At 66.4% G+C, this 18106-nt stretch carries 15 protein-coding genes; 4 read left to right on the top strand and 11 right to left on the bottom strand.

The window, feature by feature from the left end:
* Positions 1–168: 168 nt before the first annotated feature.
* Positions 169–2724 (bottom strand): ATP-dependent chaperone ClpB, encoded by a 2556-nt coding sequence (clpB, locus tag ABZX86_RS37045; protein ID WP_355130623.1) that lies wholly within the window; start codon positions 2722–2724, stop codon positions 169–171.
* Between the two features lie 279 nt (positions 2725–3003).
* Here clpB and ABZX86_RS37040 point away from each other — a divergent pair, with 279 nt between their 5' ends.
* From ABZX86_RS37040 to ABZX86_RS37030, 3 genes are all read left to right on the top strand, one after another.
* Complete coding sequence (locus ABZX86_RS37040) at positions 3004–3981, top strand: NADP-dependent oxidoreductase (protein WP_355130621.1); 978 nt, start codon at positions 3004–3006, stop codon at positions 3979–3981.
* Between the two features lie 121 nt (positions 3982–4102).
* The gene (locus tag ABZX86_RS37035; protein WP_327142682.1) at positions 4103–5263 is read left to right on the top strand and encodes an FAD-binding oxidoreductase; all 1161 of its coding nucleotides are present in this window, start codon (positions 4103–4105) and stop codon (positions 5261–5263) included.
* A gap of 70 nt (positions 5264–5333) precedes the next feature.
* The gene (locus tag ABZX86_RS37030; RefSeq protein WP_355130760.1) at positions 5334–6119 is read left to right on the top strand and encodes an FAD-binding oxidoreductase; all 786 of its coding nucleotides are present in this window, start codon (positions 5334–5336) and stop codon (positions 6117–6119) included.
* A 102-nt stretch (positions 6120–6221) separates the two neighbouring features.
* Here ABZX86_RS37030 and ABZX86_RS37025 read toward each other — a convergent pair whose 3' ends face one another.
* From ABZX86_RS37025 to ABZX86_RS36995, 7 genes are all read right to left on the bottom strand, one after another.
* On the bottom strand, positions 6222–7391 hold the full coding sequence (locus ABZX86_RS37025) for a globin domain-containing protein (protein ID WP_355130619.1): 1170 nt from the start codon (positions 7389–7391) through the stop codon (positions 6222–6224).
* Between the two features lie 526 nt (positions 7392–7917).
* Positions 7918–8310: a helix-turn-helix transcriptional regulator gene (locus tag ABZX86_RS37020; RefSeq protein WP_327142684.1), complete on the bottom strand. Its 393-nt coding sequence runs from the start codon at positions 8308–8310 to the stop codon at positions 7918–7920.
* Complete coding sequence (gene dnaJ / locus ABZX86_RS37015) at positions 8310–9494, bottom strand: molecular chaperone DnaJ (RefSeq protein WP_355130617.1); 1185 nt, start codon at positions 9492–9494, stop codon at positions 8310–8312. The genes ABZX86_RS37020 and dnaJ overlap by 1 nt, the downstream gene beginning before the upstream one ends.
* Before the next feature lie 84 nt (positions 9495–9578).
* Positions 9579–10187, bottom strand: coding sequence for a nucleotide exchange factor GrpE (grpE, locus tag ABZX86_RS37010; RefSeq protein ID WP_355130615.1), 609 nt, complete (start codon positions 10185–10187; stop codon positions 9579–9581).
* Positions 10184–12022, bottom strand: a complete 1839-nt coding sequence (dnaK, locus tag ABZX86_RS37005; RefSeq protein ID WP_355130613.1) for a molecular chaperone DnaK — start codon at positions 12020–12022, stop codon at positions 10184–10186. The genes grpE and dnaK overlap by 4 nt, the downstream gene beginning before the upstream one ends.
* Before the next feature lie 231 nt (positions 12023–12253).
* Positions 12254–13021 (bottom strand): DUF1707 domain-containing protein, encoded by a 768-nt coding sequence (locus ABZX86_RS37000; protein WP_355130611.1) that lies wholly within the window; start codon positions 13019–13021, stop codon positions 12254–12256.
* An 8-nt stretch (positions 13022–13029) separates the two neighbouring features.
* On the bottom strand, positions 13030–14121 hold the full coding sequence (locus tag ABZX86_RS36995; protein ID WP_355130609.1) for a DUF1707 domain-containing protein: 1092 nt from the start codon (positions 14119–14121) through the stop codon (positions 13030–13032).
* 281 nt (positions 14122–14402) lie between these two features.
* Between ABZX86_RS36995 and ABZX86_RS36990 the strand changes: the two genes are divergently transcribed.
* The gene (locus ABZX86_RS36990) at positions 14403–15290 is read left to right on the top strand and encodes an LLM class flavin-dependent oxidoreductase (protein WP_355130607.1); all 888 of its coding nucleotides are present in this window, start codon (positions 14403–14405) and stop codon (positions 15288–15290) included.
* A 192-nt stretch (positions 15291–15482) separates the two neighbouring features.
* On the opposite strand, the gene ABZX86_RS36985 is transcribed toward ABZX86_RS36990, so the two are convergent.
* The 3 genes from ABZX86_RS36985 to ABZX86_RS36975 all read right to left on the bottom strand — a co-directional run bounded on the left by ABZX86_RS36985 (position 15483) and on the right by ABZX86_RS36975 (position 18097).
* Positions 15483–16589, bottom strand: a complete 1107-nt coding sequence (locus tag ABZX86_RS36985; RefSeq protein WP_355130605.1) for an RNA polymerase sigma factor — start codon at positions 16587–16589, stop codon at positions 15483–15485.
* Positions 16590–16637: 48 nt separating this feature from the next.
* The gene (locus ABZX86_RS36980) at positions 16638–17510 is read right to left on the bottom strand and encodes a haloalkane dehalogenase (protein WP_355130603.1); all 873 of its coding nucleotides are present in this window, start codon (positions 17508–17510) and stop codon (positions 16638–16640) included.
* A 74-nt stretch (positions 17511–17584) separates the two neighbouring features.
* Positions 17585–18097 (bottom strand): MarR family winged helix-turn-helix transcriptional regulator, encoded by a 513-nt coding sequence (locus tag ABZX86_RS36975; protein WP_355130601.1) that lies wholly within the window; start codon positions 18095–18097, stop codon positions 17585–17587.
* Positions 18098–18106: the final 9 nt, after the last annotated feature.

Genomic DNA, 18106 nt, shown 5'->3' with positions numbered 1-18106 from the left:
CGGGTTCGTGGCCCTGTTACCCGGTTCTTCCCTCCCTGCGCTCGCCGCTGCGCGGCACAGCTCCGCTCAGTCCAGACCCGGGCGGGCCACGAACTTGGAATGGATGTTGACAAGGCGACGGCCCCGAAGACCTGTGTCTTCGGGGCCGTGGACTGTGTGCAGGCCGAATCAGCGGCCGACGATGAGGGAGTCTCCGTCGGGTGTGACGTTGACCTTCACGGTGTCGCCGTCCTGGACCTCGCCCGCCAGCAATTCCTTGGCGAGGGTGTCGCCGATGGACTGCTGGATGAGGCGGCGCAGCGGGCGCGCCCCGTAGGCCGGGTCGTAGCCGCGGACCGCGAGCCAGAAGCGGGCCGAATCGGAGACCTCCAGGGTGAGCCGGCGCTGGGCGAGCCGCTTCTGGAGCTGGTTCAGCTGGATGCCGACGATCTCCTCCAGCTGCTCCTCGTCGAGCGGATGGAACATGACCACATCGTCGAGCCGGTTCAGGAACTCCGGCTTGAACGCCGCGCGCACGGCATTCATGACCATCTCGTGCGAGCCACCCGCACCCAGGTTGGAGGTGAGGATGAGGATCGTGTTCCGGAAGTCGACCGTGCGACCCTGGCTGTCGGTGAGCCGGCCTTCGTCGAGCACCTGCAGCAGGATGTCGAAGACGTCCAGGTGCGCCTTCTCGATCTCGTCGAAGAGCACCACCGAGTACGGCCGCCGCCGCACCGCTTCGGTCAGCTGACCACCCTGGTCGTAGCCGACGTATCCGGGCGGGGCCCCGACCAGGCGAGCCACCGAATGCTTCTCGCTGTACTCGCTCATATCGATGCGGATCATGGCTCGCTCGTCGTCGAACAGGAAATCGGCCAGGGCCTTTGCCAATTCGGTCTTGCCGACGCCGGTGGGTCCGACGAACATGAACGATCCGGTCGGCCGATTCGGGTCGGCGACCCCGGCCCGGGCCCGGCGCACCGCATCGGAGACGGCCTGCACGGGCTCGGTCTGACCGATGACCCGGTGGCGCAGCTCGTCTTCCATACGGAGCAGCTTCTGGGTTTCGCCCTCCAGCATGCGGCCGACGGGGATTCCGGTCCACGCCGACACCACCTCGGCGATATCGTCGGGCCCGACCTCCTCCTTGAGCATGACGTCACCGTCGGAGGCGCCCTTGGCCTTGGTCTCCGCCTCGGCGAGTTCCTTCTCCAGCTTGGGGATTCGCCCGTAGCGGAGTTCGGCGGCCTTGCCCAGATCACCGTCGCGCTCGGCGCGCTCGGATTCCCCGCGCAGTGCCTCCAGCTCCTCCTTGAGCCCACTCACCGAATCGATGGCCTGCTTCTCGTTCTGCCAGCGGGTCATCAATTGGTTGAGTTGCTCACGGTCGTCGGCCAATTCGGAACGCAGCTTCTCCAGGCGCTGCTTGGAGGCTTCGTCGGTCTCCTTGGCGAGCGCGACCTCCTCGATCTCGAGGCGCCGCACCGCCCGCTCGACCTGATCGATTTCCACCGGGCGGGAATCGATTTCCATGCGCAGCCGGGACGAGGCCTCGTCGATCAGGTCGATGGCCTTGTCCGGCAGGAACCGGGAGGTGATGTAGCGGTCCGACAGCGTGGCCGCGGCGACCAGCGCCGAGTCGGTGATGCGGACGTGGTGGTGATTCTCGTAGCGCTCCTTGAGCCCGCGCAGAATACCGACGGTGTCCTCCACCGAGGGTTCACCGACGAACACCTGCTGGAAGCGGCGTTCCAGGGCCGGATCCTTCTCGATGTGCTGGCGGAATTCGTCGAGCGTGGTCGCGCCGACAAGCCGCAGTTCGCCGCGCGCCAGCATGGGCTTGATCATATTGCCCGCGTCCATGGCGGATTCACCGGTCGCGCCCGCACCGACAATGGTGTGCAGCTCGTCGATGAACGTGATGATCTGTCCCGCACTGGATTTGATCTCTTCCAGCACGGCCTTGAGCCGCTCCTCGAACTCACCGCGGTACTTCGCGCCGGCGACCATGGCGCCGAGGTCCAGCGAGACGAGCTTCTTACCGCGCAGCGACTCCGGCACATCACCGGCGATGATGCGCTGCGCGAGGCCCTCCACGATGGCGGTCTTGCCCACGCCGGGTTCGCCGATGAGCACCGGATTGTTCTTGGTGCGCCGCGACAGCACCTGCACGACGCGCCGAATCTCGGTGTCGCGCCCGATGACCGGGTCCAGTTTGCCCTCGCGGGCGGCGGCGGTCAGGTCGGTGGAGTACTTCTCCAGCGCCTGGTAGCTGCCCTCGGGATCGGCGGTGGTGACGCGGGTGTTGCCGCGCACGGTGGTGAACGCCTCACGCAGTGCGTCGGCGGTGGCCCCGTACTTCAGCAGCAGCTGCGAGACATCGGAGTCACCGGCGGCGAGGCCGACCATGAGGTGTTCGGTGGAGACGTATTCGTCGCCCATTTCGGTGGCTAGCCGCTGGGCGGCCGTGATGGCGGCGAGCGCCTCCCGGCCGAGTTGCGGCTGCGTGGTCGCTCCGGAGGCGCGGGGCAGCCGGTCGACAATGTCCTGGGCCTCGCGCCGAACCGTTGCCGGATCGACTGCGACGGCCTTCAACAGGGGTGCGGCGATGCCGTCGGTCTGATCCAGCAACGCCACCAGCAAGTGTGCCGGACGAATTTCCGGATTTCCCGCGGCGGAGGCCGCCTGCAGAGCGGCGGTCAGAGCCGCCTGAGTCTTGGTGGTGGGATTGAACGAGTCCACGTTCACCTTCCTGCTAGGCATTTATTCGATGCAGCACTTATTCGATGCAGCGCTTACCGGATCCAACGCGACAAGAGTTGAGTCTGTTCCGCTCAAGTCTGCAAAATTTTCGGCGCGACCGAAAGAGTCGAAGGTCATCGTTCACGCTACGCGCCACGGCCAAGACCGAAAGGCCTGAATCGCGGAGTTCTCGGAGGTGAGCTGCTTACGATGGTCCGGGTTCGTTGACGCATCACCCGCTCACCGCAAGCTCGGATATCCCGGACGAATGGAGCAGCAATGCGCGCGATCGTGGTACGTGAGTTCGGCGGCCGCCCCGAGGCCACGGATATGCCCGCCCCCGAGGCCGGGCCAGGCACCCTCAAGATCGAACTCGAGGCCGCGGGCGTCAACCCCTTCGACAAACGGATTATCGACGGCTTCCTGGATGGCAAACTGCCGCACGACTTTCCGCTCATCCCGGGCGTGGACGGCGCGGGCCGGGTCGTGGCCATGGGCGCGGGCGTCGACGATTTCGAGATCGGCGACCGGGTGGTCGGCAAGTTCCTCATCCCACCGGTCGGGCACGGCACCTTCGCCGAATTCATCGTGGTCCCGCGCGACAGCACCATTGCCAAGGTCCCGGACGAGATCACCGCGATCCAGGCCGCCGCGCTGCCCACCGCGGGCCTGACCGCCCTCGATCTGATCAAGTCCGCCGCGGTCACCTCCGGGCAGCACGTGCTGATCGTCGGCGCGGCGGGCGGCGTCGGCTCCTTCCTGGTGCAGTTGGCCGCCCTGGCCGGCGCGCACGTCATTGCCACCGCCCGCCCCGACGACACCGACCGGATGATCCGGCTGGGCGCGACCGAGGTGGTCGACTACGGCCGCATCACCGTCACCGACTCCCCCACCCACCCGGAGGACTCACAGCTTTCGGTCGCCGATTCGGTGCGCACCAGCGTCCCGGGCGGTGTGGATGTGCTGTTCGATCTGGTGAGCCCGCCCCCGGTCTTCGCCGACAATGCGAGCCTGGTCAAAGCCGGCGGTACCGCCCTGTCCACCATCGGGTCGGCCGACGAGGCGGATCTGAAGGCGCGCGGCATCACGGGCGGCAACTTCGAATCCACCGGGGGCGCAACAGAATTGCGGGAATTGCTGCGTCATGTGGGCAATGGCGATCTGGTGGTGCCCATCGACAACACGCCTCCGCTGGAGGCGGCGCCCGATGTGATCGGCGCCTCAGGCGCGCGCGGTAAGACGGTGCTGGTTATCTGAACTATCGAGCTGCCTCCGCTATATCCGTGCGACCACCGTTTTTTCAGGGATACTTGACGCGGAGGACGGCCTGGAACCAGGTGCGTCCGGTGTAGTAGCAAGGAAAGGAAAGCTCGACGTCGTGGATGCGCGTTCAGCAGCGCTGGTCCGCGCAAACTTCCGGACAGTCGTCGCAGCCCCTCAGGGCGCCGAACGGCTTATCAGCGCGTTCTACGGTCACCTCTTCGCGGAGATCCCCGCCCTGCGGGAACTGTTCCCCACGGCGATGGATATGCAGCCCAAGCGGCTGATGACGGCCATTCAGTACGTGCTCGACAATCTGGAGGACTGGGACCGCGCACAGCGTTTCCTGGAACAACTCGCGCGTGACCATCGCAAATATGGAGTAGAAGCAGCGCATTACGACATTGCCGGTCGTGCGCTGCTCTCCGCGTTCCGCTCCTACAACGGAGTGGCGAACTGGAGCCGGCAGCTGGAGGCGGGATGGCGCGACATCACCATTCTGATCTCGGCGTCGATGGCCATAGGAGCCAATTCCGATAAGTCGCAACCCTATTGGGAGGCGACGGTGGTCGGCCACCGCCGGGTGGTCGACGATCTGGCGATCGTGCGGCTGCAATCGGATACGCCGATCCCGTATCAGGCGGGCCAGTACGTACCGGTGGCGATTCCGCAGCGGCCGAAGATGTGGCGCTATCTGTCCCCGGCCATTCCCACCAATCCGTACGGTGAGATCGAATTCCACGTGCGCAAGGTGCGCACCGGCTGGGTGAGCCCGGCCATCATCAATGAGACCAAGGTCGGCGATCGCTGGATGATCGCCTCCCCGCTGGGCGGTCTGCACGTGGATCTGCGCAGTCGCCGCGATGTGCTGATGATCAGTTCGGGCACCGGTATCGCGCCGATCCGCGCACAGCTGATCGAGATGGGCCGCCGCGGTATCAATCCGCGGGTGCACCTGTTCATGGGCGGGCGCTATCCGTGCGATCTGTACGACGTCGAGAACATGTGGCAGCTCTCGCAGAGCAATCCGTGGTTGACGGTGATTCCGGTCTGCGAGAACGAGACCAATCCGTGGTGGCATCCGTACGCGCCCGCCGATCCGCCGTTCGGTATGCACCGGCGGCTGATCGGTAATCTGGGCGCGGTGGTGGCCAGTTTCGGCGCGTGGGCGGATCGGCAGATCCAGATCGCCGGTTCGGCGCGCATGATCGCCGATACCAAGCGGGCACTGCTCGCGGTGGGCACCCCGGAGTCGGCCATCGCCTGCGATCCGGTGTGAGCGCGCCCCGGCCGCCGGTCGGGGCGAATATGGTTGCAGTGCAAGGTGTGTGGATGATCAGGAGAATGCGGTGACCCTCGGCCCGGACGATACCGGCCCCATCAGGATCGGCGATACCGCCGAGTGGACGGCCACGGTGGTCGGCGCGCACCGCCTGCGCGAGGATCTCGCGGTGGTCCGGCTGATCGGCGAATTCGTACCCTTCGCGCCCGGCCAGTCGGTGGAGGTGCGCACGCCGCAGCACCCGAATATGGTGCGCCGCCTCTATCCCGCGCTGCCGCCCTCGCTCGACGGCAAGCTGGAATTCCACATCCGCACCGTCCCCGGCGGCTGGTGCAGCGGTTCCCTGGTCTCGGACACCCGGACCGGTGACGAATGGCGCATCAGCGCACCCGCCGGTTGGCTGGCCGTGGACGAGGCGGCCACCGAGGTGGTCATGCTCGCCGACAGTGTCGGACTGGCCCCCATGCGCGCACTGCTGCTGGACCTCTCACGTCGCGAGACGCCGCCGCGCACGCATCTGTTCGTGGCCGGCAGATACCCTCGCGACCTCTACGCCGACGATATGCTGCATCTGATGGCCAATGAACTACCTTGGCTCACAGTGCTTCCCGTGGTGTTGGACGAGGACAATCCGGACTGGACCGACCACTGGTACGAAGCCTGCCGGGTGGATATCGGATTCGAGCCGGAGGAGCTGCTGCCCGGCACCCTGGCGGAGATCGTCACCCGCTTCGCGCCGCTGGACCATCAGCACATCGTGGTGTGCGGCAATACCGCTGCCGTGCATTCGGCCGTCGAACGGCTCGTCGCCACCGGAACGGCTCCGGAAGCCATTCGCTACGAAGGGTTTTGAGCCGCTCGCACGGATGTGAACGTTCGGTACCCGCACCGAACGTTTGGTACCCCGCACCGCTGCCCGAAGACCGACAGCGGCGCGGGGGCTTGGGGGCCCGCGTCAGAACAGCGGGTCGTGGCGGATGTTCTCGGTGGAGGTACCCGCCGCCATGAGACGGAACTTGGTGGTCTGCACCATCGAGGGCGACCCGACGATCTGCACGTCGCGATCCTCCCAGGGCCCGAAACCGGCGACTATCTTGCCGATCTGGCCGACCCGGCGCGGCTGCAGACCCGGATGTTCCTGAGGCTCACTGGAATTGGTGAGCTGCCACCAGGGATTCTCATCGCTCTCGGTGACCGGGGTGACGGTGAGCCACTTGTTGGCCAGGGCGAGCTGACTGAGAATTTCGAGGTCGTAGAGATCGCAGGGGTAGTGACCGCCCACGAACAGATCGACCTTCGGATTGGACCGGCGCTGCGTCATGGCCATGAGTTGTGCACGGAGCGGGGCGATTCCGGTGCCGCAGGCGATCATCAGCATTTTGCGGCGGGTATTGCGCGGGACGCCGAGTCCGCCGAGCGATGATCCGATCAGCCAGTGTTCGCCGACCTTGGTGTGGCCGACCATGGCCGGGCTGACCCAGCCGCCGGTGACGCCGCGCACATGGAATTCGATCTCACCGCCGGCATTGGCGGGGATGGCCGGGGAGAGATACCGCCACATCCGCGGGCGGGACGGGATCTGCACACTCATGTACTGCCCGGCCGCGTACTGCATCGGCTGATCCAGCTTGAGGCGCACGATGGCGAGATTGCGCAGTACCTCACGATGTTCGATGACGGTGCCGGTCCACACCGGCGGGGTGCTTTCCTTCTCGGCCGCGCCCATCATGGTGCCGGCGATGACGCCGAGCCCCTCGTCCCAGGCGCTGTCGACCTCATCGGTCCACATCTCGGTACCCGCGTAGGCCTGCATGGCCGTCTTCAGGGATTTGCCCACGGCCGCATAGTGTTCGGGCACCACCCCGTATTTGCGGTGGTCGCGGCCGAGCTGGGCGAGGAAGGGCAGCAACTTGTCCGGCTCCTCCAGCCGGTCGACCACATAGGCGATCGCTTTCACCAACCTGTCGCGCTGGGCATCCAGCGCGGCGGGGAAGAAATCCCGCACCTGGGGATACTCCGTGAAGAGAATGGCGTAGAACGAACGAGCGAGCTTTTCAGGGCCACCGTCTTCCGCAGCAACCGACTTGAACGTCGTTCTAATCAATGCGACGGTCCGCGAATCCATTTGTGTCACAACCCCATTTCGCACTCGAACACAGCCCGGGCCGGTGAGTGCAGTGCTGCGGGACACTCGACAGCTGCCGTTGCTGAGCAAGTGTAGGCGAGGTTTGCCAGCAACGGAACGGGACGTTTCAACTACGTGCCTGTAATTCCCTAAAAACGAACAAGCAGCAAGCAAACTACCCGGAAAACAGACTGTTCAACTGGGAATCACCGTGGGACACGGGGTTTCGCACGTCGAATCTGGGACATTCGTTTTGCAAGACTCAGAAAAGGAGCGATCCTCCCGCAACCTCGATGGCTACCGAAAGGCGTTGCGATATAAGGACAAAACTCTCAATCGGAAGATATTAGCAACCGGCCGGTCTGTATTTAATACTCCCCCAAAGTTATCCACAATCTTTCACTTACACAAAGAAACTCAGCACATTGCCTGCAACAAAGAAAAACAGCGCCCCGATCACGGGACGCTGTTCCTTCTCTCCGGGGCCCGGGGACATGGTCCCCGGAAATCCCTTACACCGCACCGGTCAGGTGCGGCGGTGACGCGGTTGCCACACGACCAGCGCCGTACTGCGCTGCGGCGGACTCAGATCCGGGCGGTAGCCCGACCGGAGCCTGTCCACTTCGGCGCCCAGTTCGGCAACTCGCTGCTGCAGCTGCTCGACCTGATTGGTGAGTTCGATGATCCGTTTGATGCCCGCCAGGTTGACGCCCTCGTCCTGGGACAGCCGCTGCACCTCGCGGAGCAGCTGCACATCCCGGTCCGAGTAGCGCCGGCCGCCGCCCGAAGTACGTTGCGGCGACACCAGACCCAGCCGGTCATAGGTACGCAGCGTCTGGGCGTGCATGCCCGCCAGCTGCGCAGCCACCGAGATCAGGAAGTACTGAGCCTCGGCGGCCTGTTTCGGATCGGGATTCATCACGCACCTGCCCAGCCGGCTCGCGGATCGAAACCACTGGTCTTCTCCGCCTCCGCATAGCGCCGCAGCGCCTCGGTGGCCTCGTCGTCCAGTTTCTGCGGGATCGCGACCTTGACGGTCACGAGCAGATCGCCCGCGACGCCGTCGCGCTTGGGCACACCGCGTCCGCGCACGCGCAGGGTACGGCCGTCGGCGGTGCCCGGGGGCACCTTGACGCCGACGCGTCCCTCCAGCGTGGGCACGGAAACCGTTGTCCCCAACACCAGTTCGCTGTAACTGACCGGCAGCACCAGGGTCAGGTCGTCGCCATTGCGGCCGAAGACCTTGTCCTGGCTGACGTGCACGGCGACGAAGAGGTCACCGGGCGGCGCACCGCGCAGTCCCGCTTCGCCCTGGCCCGCCAACCGGATTCGCTGACCATCACGCACCCCCGGGGGAATGCGCACGGTGATGGTCCGGGTCCGGTTCTGGATGCCGCTGCCGTGGCAGTCGACGCACGGGTCGTCGATGATCGACCCGGTGCCCCGGCAGTCCTCGCACGGCTCGCTGAATCCGAACGCACCCTGGTTCCGGCTGACCACTCCGGATCCGTTGCAGTGCGGGCAGACCCGCGGGCTGGTGCCCGGCTTGGCGCCGCTGCCGTGGCAGGTGGTGCAGGCCGCCGGACTGGTCATGCGCAGTGGAACCGTCACACCCTGGGCGGCCTCGCGGAAGCCCAGTGTCGTCTCGGTTTCCACATCGCTGCCGCGCCGAGGGCGCGAGGAGGTGCGGGTGCCGCCGCGATTGAACAGCCCGCCGAGCAGATCGCCCAGCCCGCCGTCGCCCGCGCCGGCTCCGGCCGTCTGACCGCCGAAGATATCGCCCAGGTTGAAGTCGCCGGAGAATCCGCCGGGCTGGCCGTAGCCACCACCACCGCCGGGCGAGAAGCCACCGCGGCCGAAACCGCCGTTGGCGAAGAGCTTTCGCGCCTCGTCGTACTCCTTGCGCTTCTCCGGATCCGACAGCACGGCATGCGCCTCGCTGACGACCTTGAACCGCTCCTCCGCCTTGGCGTCACCCGGGTTCTTGTCCGGATGCAGATCACGGGCGAGCTTGCGGTACGCCTTCTTGATCTCTTCCTGGGTCGCGCCGGAGGCGATACCCAGCTCCTTGTAGAAGTCCTTTTCGAGCCACTCCCGGTTCACCGGGCATCTCCTCCTTCCAGATTCCTCGATGTCGGCATCCCGTATGGGACCGACGTGGTGGCCCCATACGGGGCCGCCACCGTATTAGGCGCCAGCGGCATCGGGGCCGGCGTTCGTCGAATCCGATGCGGCCGAGCCGTTCAGATCTGCCACCCCGTCGGTGACGCCGACCAGCGCGTGGCGCAGGACGCGGTCGCCGAAGCGGTAACCCTTGCGCATGACCATGCCGATCACCGGGTCGTGCCCGGAGCCCTCGTGCTGCACGGCCTCGTGCAGGGTCGGGTCGAAAGGCTCGCCCTCCGAACCGAAGTCCTCGAGGCCCTGCTTCTGCAGGGCGGTGACCAGTTTGTCGGCAACGGATTTGAGCGGTCCATTGTCCAGGTCGCCGTGTGCGCGGGCACGGTCGAGATCGTCGAGCACGGCCAGCAGTTCGCTCACGACCGTCGCCTTGGCATTGTCGATGGTGGCCTTGCGGTCCCGTTCGACGCGGCGGCGGTAGTTGGCGTATTCGGCGGTGAGCCGCTGCAGATCGTTGGTGCGCTCGGCGAGCTCGGCGGTGATGGTGTCGGCGAGCGAATCCTCGCTCATGGCAACATCATCCGCGGCCGAGGCCGCGGCGAATCCGTCCGCCGCGGCCGGGCCGCCCTCACCCGAGACCGTGATCGGTTCTTGTTCCGGGTTCGGGTTCGTCACTTCTTCTCCGGCTCCTCGACGACCTCGGCGTCGACGACGGTGTCATCGGCGTCGGGCGCGCTCGAGCCATTGCTCGAGGCGGCCTGATCCGCGGCACTGGCGTCGTAGATGGCCTGGCCCAGCGCCTGCGACTCGGTCGCGAGCTTCTCCACCGCGGTCTTGATGGCCGCGATATCGGTGCCCTCGAGCGCCTTGTTGGCGTCGGCGATGGCCTCCTCGACCTTGGTCTTGATCTCGGCCGGGACCTTGTCCTCGTTGTCCTTGATGAACTTCTCGGTCTGGTGCACCAGCGATTCGGCCTGGTTGCGGGTCTCGGCCTCTTCGCGACGGGCCTTGTCCTCCGAAGCGTGCGCCTCGGCGTCCTTGACCATGCGATCGATCTCCTCCTTGGACAGGCCGGAGCCGTCCTGGATCTTGATCGTGTTCTCCTTGCCGGTGCCCTTGTCCTTGGCCGTCACGTGCACGATGCCATTGGCGTCGATGTCGAAGATGACCTCGATCTGCGGCACGCCGCGCGGGGCCGGCGGGATGCCGGTCAGCTCGAAGGATCCGAGCAGCTTGTTGTGCGAAGCGATTTCGCGCTCACCCTGGAAGACCTGGATCTGCACGGACGGCTGATTGTCATCGGCCGTGGTGAAGGTCTCGGACCGCTTGGTCGGGATGGTGGTGTTGCGCTCGATGAGCTTGGTCATCACGCCGCCCTTGGTCTCGATACCCAGCGACAGCGGGGTGACATCGAGCAGCAGGACGTCCTTGACCTCACCCTTGAGCACACCGGCCTGCAGGGCGGCGCCGACGGCGACGACCTCGTCCGGGTTCACGCCCTTGTTGGGCTCACGGCCGCCGGTCAGTTCCTTGACCAGCTCCGAGACGGCGGGCATACGGGTCGAACCACCCACGAGCACAACGTGATCGATATCGGCGACGGCGATGCCGGCGTCCTTGATGACCGACTGGAACGGCTTGCGGGTGCGGTCCAGCAGATCGGAGGTGATCTTCTGGAACTCGGCGCGGGTCAGCTGCTCGTCGAGGAACAGCGGGTTCTTGTCCGCGTCGACCGTGATGTAGGGCAGGTTGATCGAGGTCGACTGCGAGGACGACAGTTCGATCTTGGCCTTCTCCGCGGCCTCACGCAGGCGCTGCATGGCCATCTTGTCCTTGGTCAGGTCGATGCCCGAGGACGCCTTGAACTTGTCGACCAGCCAGGTCACGATGCGCTCGTCCCAGTCGTCGCCACCGAGGTGGTTGTCGCCGGAGGTCGCGCGGACCTCGACAACACCCTCGCCGATGTCGAGCAGGGAGACGTCGAAGGTGCCGCCACCGAGGTCGAAGACCAGGATGGACTGTTCCTTGTCGCCCTTGTCCAGGCCGTACGCCAGTGCGGCCGCGGTGGGCTCGTTGACGATGCGCAGGACGTTCAGGCCCGCGATCTGCCCGGCCTCCTTGGTGGCCTGGCGCTGCGCGTCCTCGAAGTAGGCGGGGACGGTGATGACCGCGTCGGTGATCTCCTCACCGAGGTAGGCCTCGGCATCGCGCTTCAGCTTCATCAGCGTGCGCGCGGAAATCTCCTGCGGCGTGTACTTCTTGCCGTCGATCTCCACGGACCAGTCCTCGCCCATGTGGCGCTTGACGGACCGGATGGTGCGGTCGACGTTGGTGACCGCCTGGTTCTTCGCGGGCTGACCCACGAGAACTTCGCCGTTCTTCGCGAAAGCGACGATCGACGGAGTAGTGCGCGAGCCCTCGGAGTTGGCGACGACTACCGGCTCACCGCCTTCGAGAACGGCGATGACCGAGTTCGTGGTCCCGAGGTCGATACCGACCGCACGAGCCATGGTGATTCCTCCTGATTGACGTACCGATGTGTCCTAGCGGCGGGATCTTGCCCCGAATTGGAGCAGGATCCTCAGCAACACTGAGCGTGGTCGGCTCAATCCTGCACCGGTTGTCCGTCTGGTGCAAGTTGAACTTGAGTCGGTCTCGCTCAACCTTGTCTGAACAGCACCAACGGGCGACTCTCGACATCTATTCCAGGGAGCGCAGAAATTTTTCGGGCAGGGTCGAGATTACTGCGGGAGGTTCACCTGGATCGGCTCGCCCTGGAGCGATACCTGCAGGTTTCCGGTTTTGGAGCCGTTCGCGACGTAGATGCCGACCACCGGGTCCTTGCCGGTCCTGTGCTCGATATCTATGTGACTCACCGCACGGCCGGGCATCGAGAGCGTCTGCGGCGCGCCTGCGATCAGGCCCGCGAGCTTCGGAAGATCGAGCGTGGCCAGATCGATCGAGTCGGTGCCGGACATCCGCGTGGAGTTGTCCATGGAGTCGAAACCGCCGTCGTAGCGGATGCGGTCGGAGGTATCGGTCTGCCCCACTCGCCGTTCCACCACCACATAGGTCGGAAACAGCGTGACCTCATCGGCCACGGCGTCACCGTAGTGATTGCGGTATGCCGCAAGGAAACTCGCGAGCCCGGCGGGCGTGGTCGCGTCCGGCATGGCCGGTTTCGACACGGTGGCACGGGCGAGGCAGCCGCCCAGCGCACCGGCCAGCAGCGCCACCGACAGCGCACCGGCCGCGATCTTCCAGCGCAGCGCACTGTTCCGCCGCGGCGGATGCAGCAGCGGGGTGCCGACCAGATTGCGCGGAATCTGCAGATCGCTGATCAGCACATCGAGCGCACCGAAGGTCCGCGCCTGCATGGCGTCCGCCGTTCGCCGCGCATGCTCGGCCTCGGTCAATTCGCCTTGGGCACGGGCATTGTCGAGTAGTGCACAGGCGTCCACACGATCGGAGTCGCGGGCGCGCATGCCTTGGTTCCGGTTCTCGGCCATCTCTTCGCCTATCCGCGGAACGGGGAGGATCGGGTGATGACGCCCGCGGGCGTCGCCTCGACGTAGCCGGCCTCGTTCGCCTTGTTGCTCACGTAGACGCGCACGGTCGGTGCGGACCCGCCGCCGCGCGCCGAGGACACGTCCTCCATGTCGAACATAATGTCGCTGATGGTGCCCTGGTCGACGTTCATTGTGGTCAGCGCGGTGCTGATCAAACGGCCGAGGGCCGCCGGATCGACTGCGCCCAAATCGAATACGGGGGTGTTCAGCTTGCGGGTGGTGGGATTGTCGCCCGCGGCGAAGCCCCCGCGATAGTCGTAGCGGACCTGCCTGTTCGACTGGCCCGGCACGGACCGCGTCAGGATGGCGTAGCCGGGGTACAGCGTCAGATCATCGGTGAGAACGTCACCGAACTTGGCGCGGTACAGATCGCGGAAGGTGGTAAAGCCCTCCGCGGTAAGAAGATTCGGCATCGGCACGACTACCGGCTGGACCACGCCGAGCGGCGCGACGGGCGCACCCGCCGGAATATCCGGCGGCTGATCCACCGCCACGAATCCGGCCGCGAACATTGCCGCACAGGCCGCGAGCACCGCCCACCCGAAAACCTTGCGCCGGTGCATCTTCGGCGGTTGCGCAACGGCGGGCGCATTGTCCGGCCGCTGCAGGTCCGAGGTCAGGTCGGCCAGTTCGCCCAGGGTCGAGGCTTCCCCGGCGAGTTCGATGAGCGCCCGATGATCGGCCTCGTTCAGCTGCCCGTCGGCCAGCGCCGCGTCCAGGAGCAGGGCGGTCGCCGCACGATCACTGTCCCGTGCCCGAGTCCGGGTCGGATACCGGCTCAGCTCCGCCGGTTTCGCGGGCGTGGCCGTCGGCGGCGCCTCGTTCCGCCCGGGTTGCAAATCCCCCACCAGCTGCGCGAGCTCCGCGATCGTCTGCGCGGCCTGAGCCCGCTGCGACCGCTGGTCGTACTCGTCCGCCCCCAGCTGCCCTTCCTCATAAGCGGCATCGAGGCGGGCGCGCGTATCCACCCGATCCACATCCCGGGCCCGCATTCGCCCGGCGCTCGCAAACCCCGACGCATCGGACGACCTCGCACTCACCCCCGAAGGGTAACGGCCCCACCCTCGACTAGCCGGACGAAGCGGGCATACCCAGCGGTTCTCCGGGTGCGGACCGGCAGGTACACACCACTTCCGGGGCGCGGCGGCCGCTCGATTCCACCCACCGAATGCGGCGGAGGCGGTGGGACTTCAATCGGGAGCTGCATCTAACGCCTTCACCAGCTGTCATAGCGGTAAGACACGCTGGCAAATCGGGAATTCCGGGCATCGCTCCCCGGGCAGTCGAAGATCCTCTTGGCGTCGCACGCGAAGGAGGCGGGATGGATATTCGATTCGGCATTTCGATCCCGCCCACCGCGGCGGCGCTGGAGGACGTCCTCGATATGGCGAAGGCCGCCGAGGACGAGGGGCTGGATCTGGTGGGGATTCAGGATCATCCGTATGCGGCGGAATTCGGGGACACCTTCGCGGTGCTCGGAGCCTGTTTGAGCGCGACCACGCGGATCAGTGTCTATCCAGGGGTAGCGAATATGCCGCTGCGGCGGCCCTCGATGCTGGCCAAGCAGGCCGCCACATTCGATCTGCTGAGCGGCGGGCGGTTCGAACTCGGGGTCGGGGCGGGCGCTTTCGAGGACGGTGTGGTCGCCATGGGCGGGCCGGCGCTCGCCGGGCGGGCGGCCCTGCGGGCGCTCGAGGAGGGGATCGAGATCATTCGCGCCACCTGGAGACCCGGGCGCCTGGTCTCGGTGCGGGGCGATGAATACACGGTGCAGGGCATCGCGGGCGGGCCCGCGCCGGCGCACCGGATCGGCATCTGGATCGGCGCCATGGGGCCGCAGGCCCTCGACCTGGTGGGCCGGGTTGCCGACGGATGGGTTGCGCCACTGCCGAATTGGCTGCCCTGGGAACGGTGGCGGGCGGCACAGGATCGCATCGACGCGGCCGCACTCGCGGAACACCGCGATCCCCGAATCATCACCCGCATGGCCGCACTCCCCGGCGTCATCAGCGATCAGCAACTCCAACCCCGCCCCCGCGGCAACGACCCCATCCAAGGCTCCGCCCGGGAATGGGCGGAAATCATTGCCGCCCTGCACAAGAACGCCCGCTTCGACACCTTCATCTACTGGCCTCCAGGCTTCGACGTAGACCAGGTCCACCGCTTCGCCCGCCGCGTAGTCCCCGCCGCCCGCGAACTCCTGAGCTGACGCCGCAACACCCGCCCGCCATCCGACGCGAAACCATCCGTCATCCCGGCGCGCTTTTGGCCGGGATACACCAAACACGTTGAAGCGCAGCCGGTGTGGATCCCGGACAAAAGCATGCCGGGATGACGGGGCGATGACCAGGGTTGGGGGATGACCGGGGCTGATGACCTGGATTGCGGGGCATGACGGCGGTCAGTCCAGTAGGGGGAAGTGGCCGGAGTTGAGGAGGCCGGCTATGGCGTCCATTTTGGCTTGGGGCGCAGCGTAATCCGGGTGGGCGCCGAGTACGGCGGCGGCGTCGTGCAGCTGTGCCATCTGGTGCTCAGCCTCCTGAGCGGCGCGACCGCCGGTTGGCGGTGTCACGGGGCGGGGGCGGGGCAGTCGGCGGGCGGCGGTATCGACGGCGCGGCCGCCCGCAGTGAGTTGGCGGGCGGCGGTGTCGACGGTGCGGCCGCCCGGGGTGAGGGGGTGGGCGGCGAAGGTGGGGCGGCGGGGGTCGATGCGGCCCAGGTCGACGGCCTTCTCCACGCGGCGTGAGCAGCGGCAGAGGGCCTCCGGGTTCGCCAGTCCGCAGGTCGAGGTGAGGAAGTTGCCGAGGCGTTTCTTGGCTCGCTCCAGGCGCTTCCGGTAGGCGGGGGCGGTGGTGCCGGAAATCCAGGCGGCCTCGGTGGAGCTGAGTTCGAAGATCTCGGAGAGCACGAAGGCAATGCGCTCGTCGCGGGCCAGGCACTGCAGCATGGCCTGACTGCAATTGAGCCGCACCTCGTGGGTGAGCAGGGTGGCTTCCGGACCGCGGTAATCCTGTTCGGCCAGACCGTCTTTCAGGCCTTCGCCGAATTCGTCGAGGCTGAGCTGCTGCCGCTCCTGCGGCGTCCGGCGTTTCAGGTTGAGCAGATAGTTGACCCCGATCCGGTACGCCCAGGTGAGCAGTTTGGCCTCACCCCGCCAGGTGCCGAGCTTGCCGACCACCCGCAGCAGGATCTCCTGGCTGGCATCCTCCGCATCGGCCGGCCGCCACAGCATGCGCAGCGCCAGCCGATAGATCGGATCCTGCAGCAGCCGAACCACTTCGGAGATCGCCGCCCGCTCCCCGCCGACCGCCCGCGTCACCAACTCCCGCTCCGCCGCATCCGGCCCGGCCGCCACCTCAACCGCATGCGCCGCGTCCGGCCCATCGACCTCCAGCACAGCCTCCGGCACGACACTTCGGGCAGTGTCGGTGCCGGAACTGCTCACGGCGCTGTCCAACCGCAGGGCGGACTCGTCGGCGGAAGTCCGCCTACTGCCATCGGTCTCCATCCTGCCAGCTTGGGCGCGAAGGCGGGGCGATGCAAGGTAGTTCGACGGTCAGGCAATCACCGGGGATGTGGTCAGCGCGTGGCGCTCAATCCATTCCGCGACCGCGGAACCGATGGCATCGGGCTGGTCCTCCGGGCAGTGATGTCCGGCAGGGCCGATATTCGCGATCTCGACGGCGGCGAAGGTGGACGCCGCCCAGTCGATCGTCTCCGGGGAACCGAGGCCGACGCCGTTCTCGACGGCCATGACCAGCTTGGGCACCTCCGGGGTGGCGGCCATCCAGCGGTCGTAGTTCTCGATGATCGCGACCACATCGGCCGGTTCGCCGTCGAGCGGGAATTCGCGCGGCCACACCAGCATCGGCTTGCGGGATTCCGGCGTCGGGTAGGGCGCGCGGTAGGCGTCGAGAGCTTCCAGGGACAGCTTGTGGGTGGAGGCGGGCAGGTTGAATTCGATGAACATATTGCGTTCCAGCACCATCTCCTCCCCCTCCGGGGAGCGGAAGCGGCGGAAGAGTTCCGCGCCCTGCGGCGGCATATCCGACCAGTGCATGGGGCGGAGGAAGGTCTCCACCAGGGCGATGCCGCGAACTCGGCCGGGATGCCTTGCGGCCCAGTCCATTCCGAGTGCACCGCCCCAGTCGTGACCGGCGATGATCACCTGCTCCAGCCCGAGCGCCTCGAACCAGGCGTCGAGGTAGCGGGCATGGTCGACGAACCGGTAGTCGCTGTCGGGCTTGCCCGAAGCTCCCATGCCGATGAGATCCGGTGCCAGCACTCGGGTTTCACCGCTGACATACGGAATCACATTGCGCCAGATGTATGACGAGGTGGGATTGCCGTGCAGGAACACCACGGGGATGTCACCGCTGCCGGTGTCGCTGTAGTTGAGGAACGAGTCGAGTACGTCGATGCGGGCCATGATGGCTGTCCTTCCGGGTGAATTTTGCCTTCACCTGGTTGGACACCGGCCGCGGGCCGCTGTGACCGGCAATGTCAGTGACCTGCATCACATCCAGAATCATCGGGTCGTTCGGTAGTGAATCCAGGATGGATGCCGGGCAGCAGACCGCTTCCGGCCGCCGCCTTCTGCAGCAGAACCAGCAGTGTCGCCCGTTCCGCGGCATCGAGCTCCGAGGTGATCTCCCGTTCCAGCCCGGCAGCGATTTCCGCTCCGCGCGCGAGCATTTCGCGACCGGCGGGCAGCAGGTACACGGCGTGCGCACGCCGATCGGTCGGATGTTTGCGGCGCTCGGCGAGCCCGCGTTTCTCCAGATCGTCGACGAGCCCGACCATCACATTGCGGTGGATGCCGAGCGCTTCGGACAACTGCTGCTGCGAGCGCCCACCACTGGCCTCGAGGATGCGCAGCATGCCGAACTGCTGCGGCTTGATGCCGAGCGGAGCCAGCAGGTCGGTGAACCGGTAGGCCGAATGCGTACCCAATTGCCCCAGCAGGAAGGGGATGGAGTCGGCGAGCAGCACGTGGCGAGGATCGGCGTCGGTCACACCGGAATT

This window comes from Nocardia sp. NPDC006630 (genome assembly GCF_040611495.1).
GTDB lineage: Bacteria > Actinomycetota > Actinomycetes > Mycobacteriales > Mycobacteriaceae > Nocardia.
The sequence above is the reverse complement of the archived record's forward strand: the minus strand, read 5'-3'. Positions and strand labels throughout refer to the sequence as shown.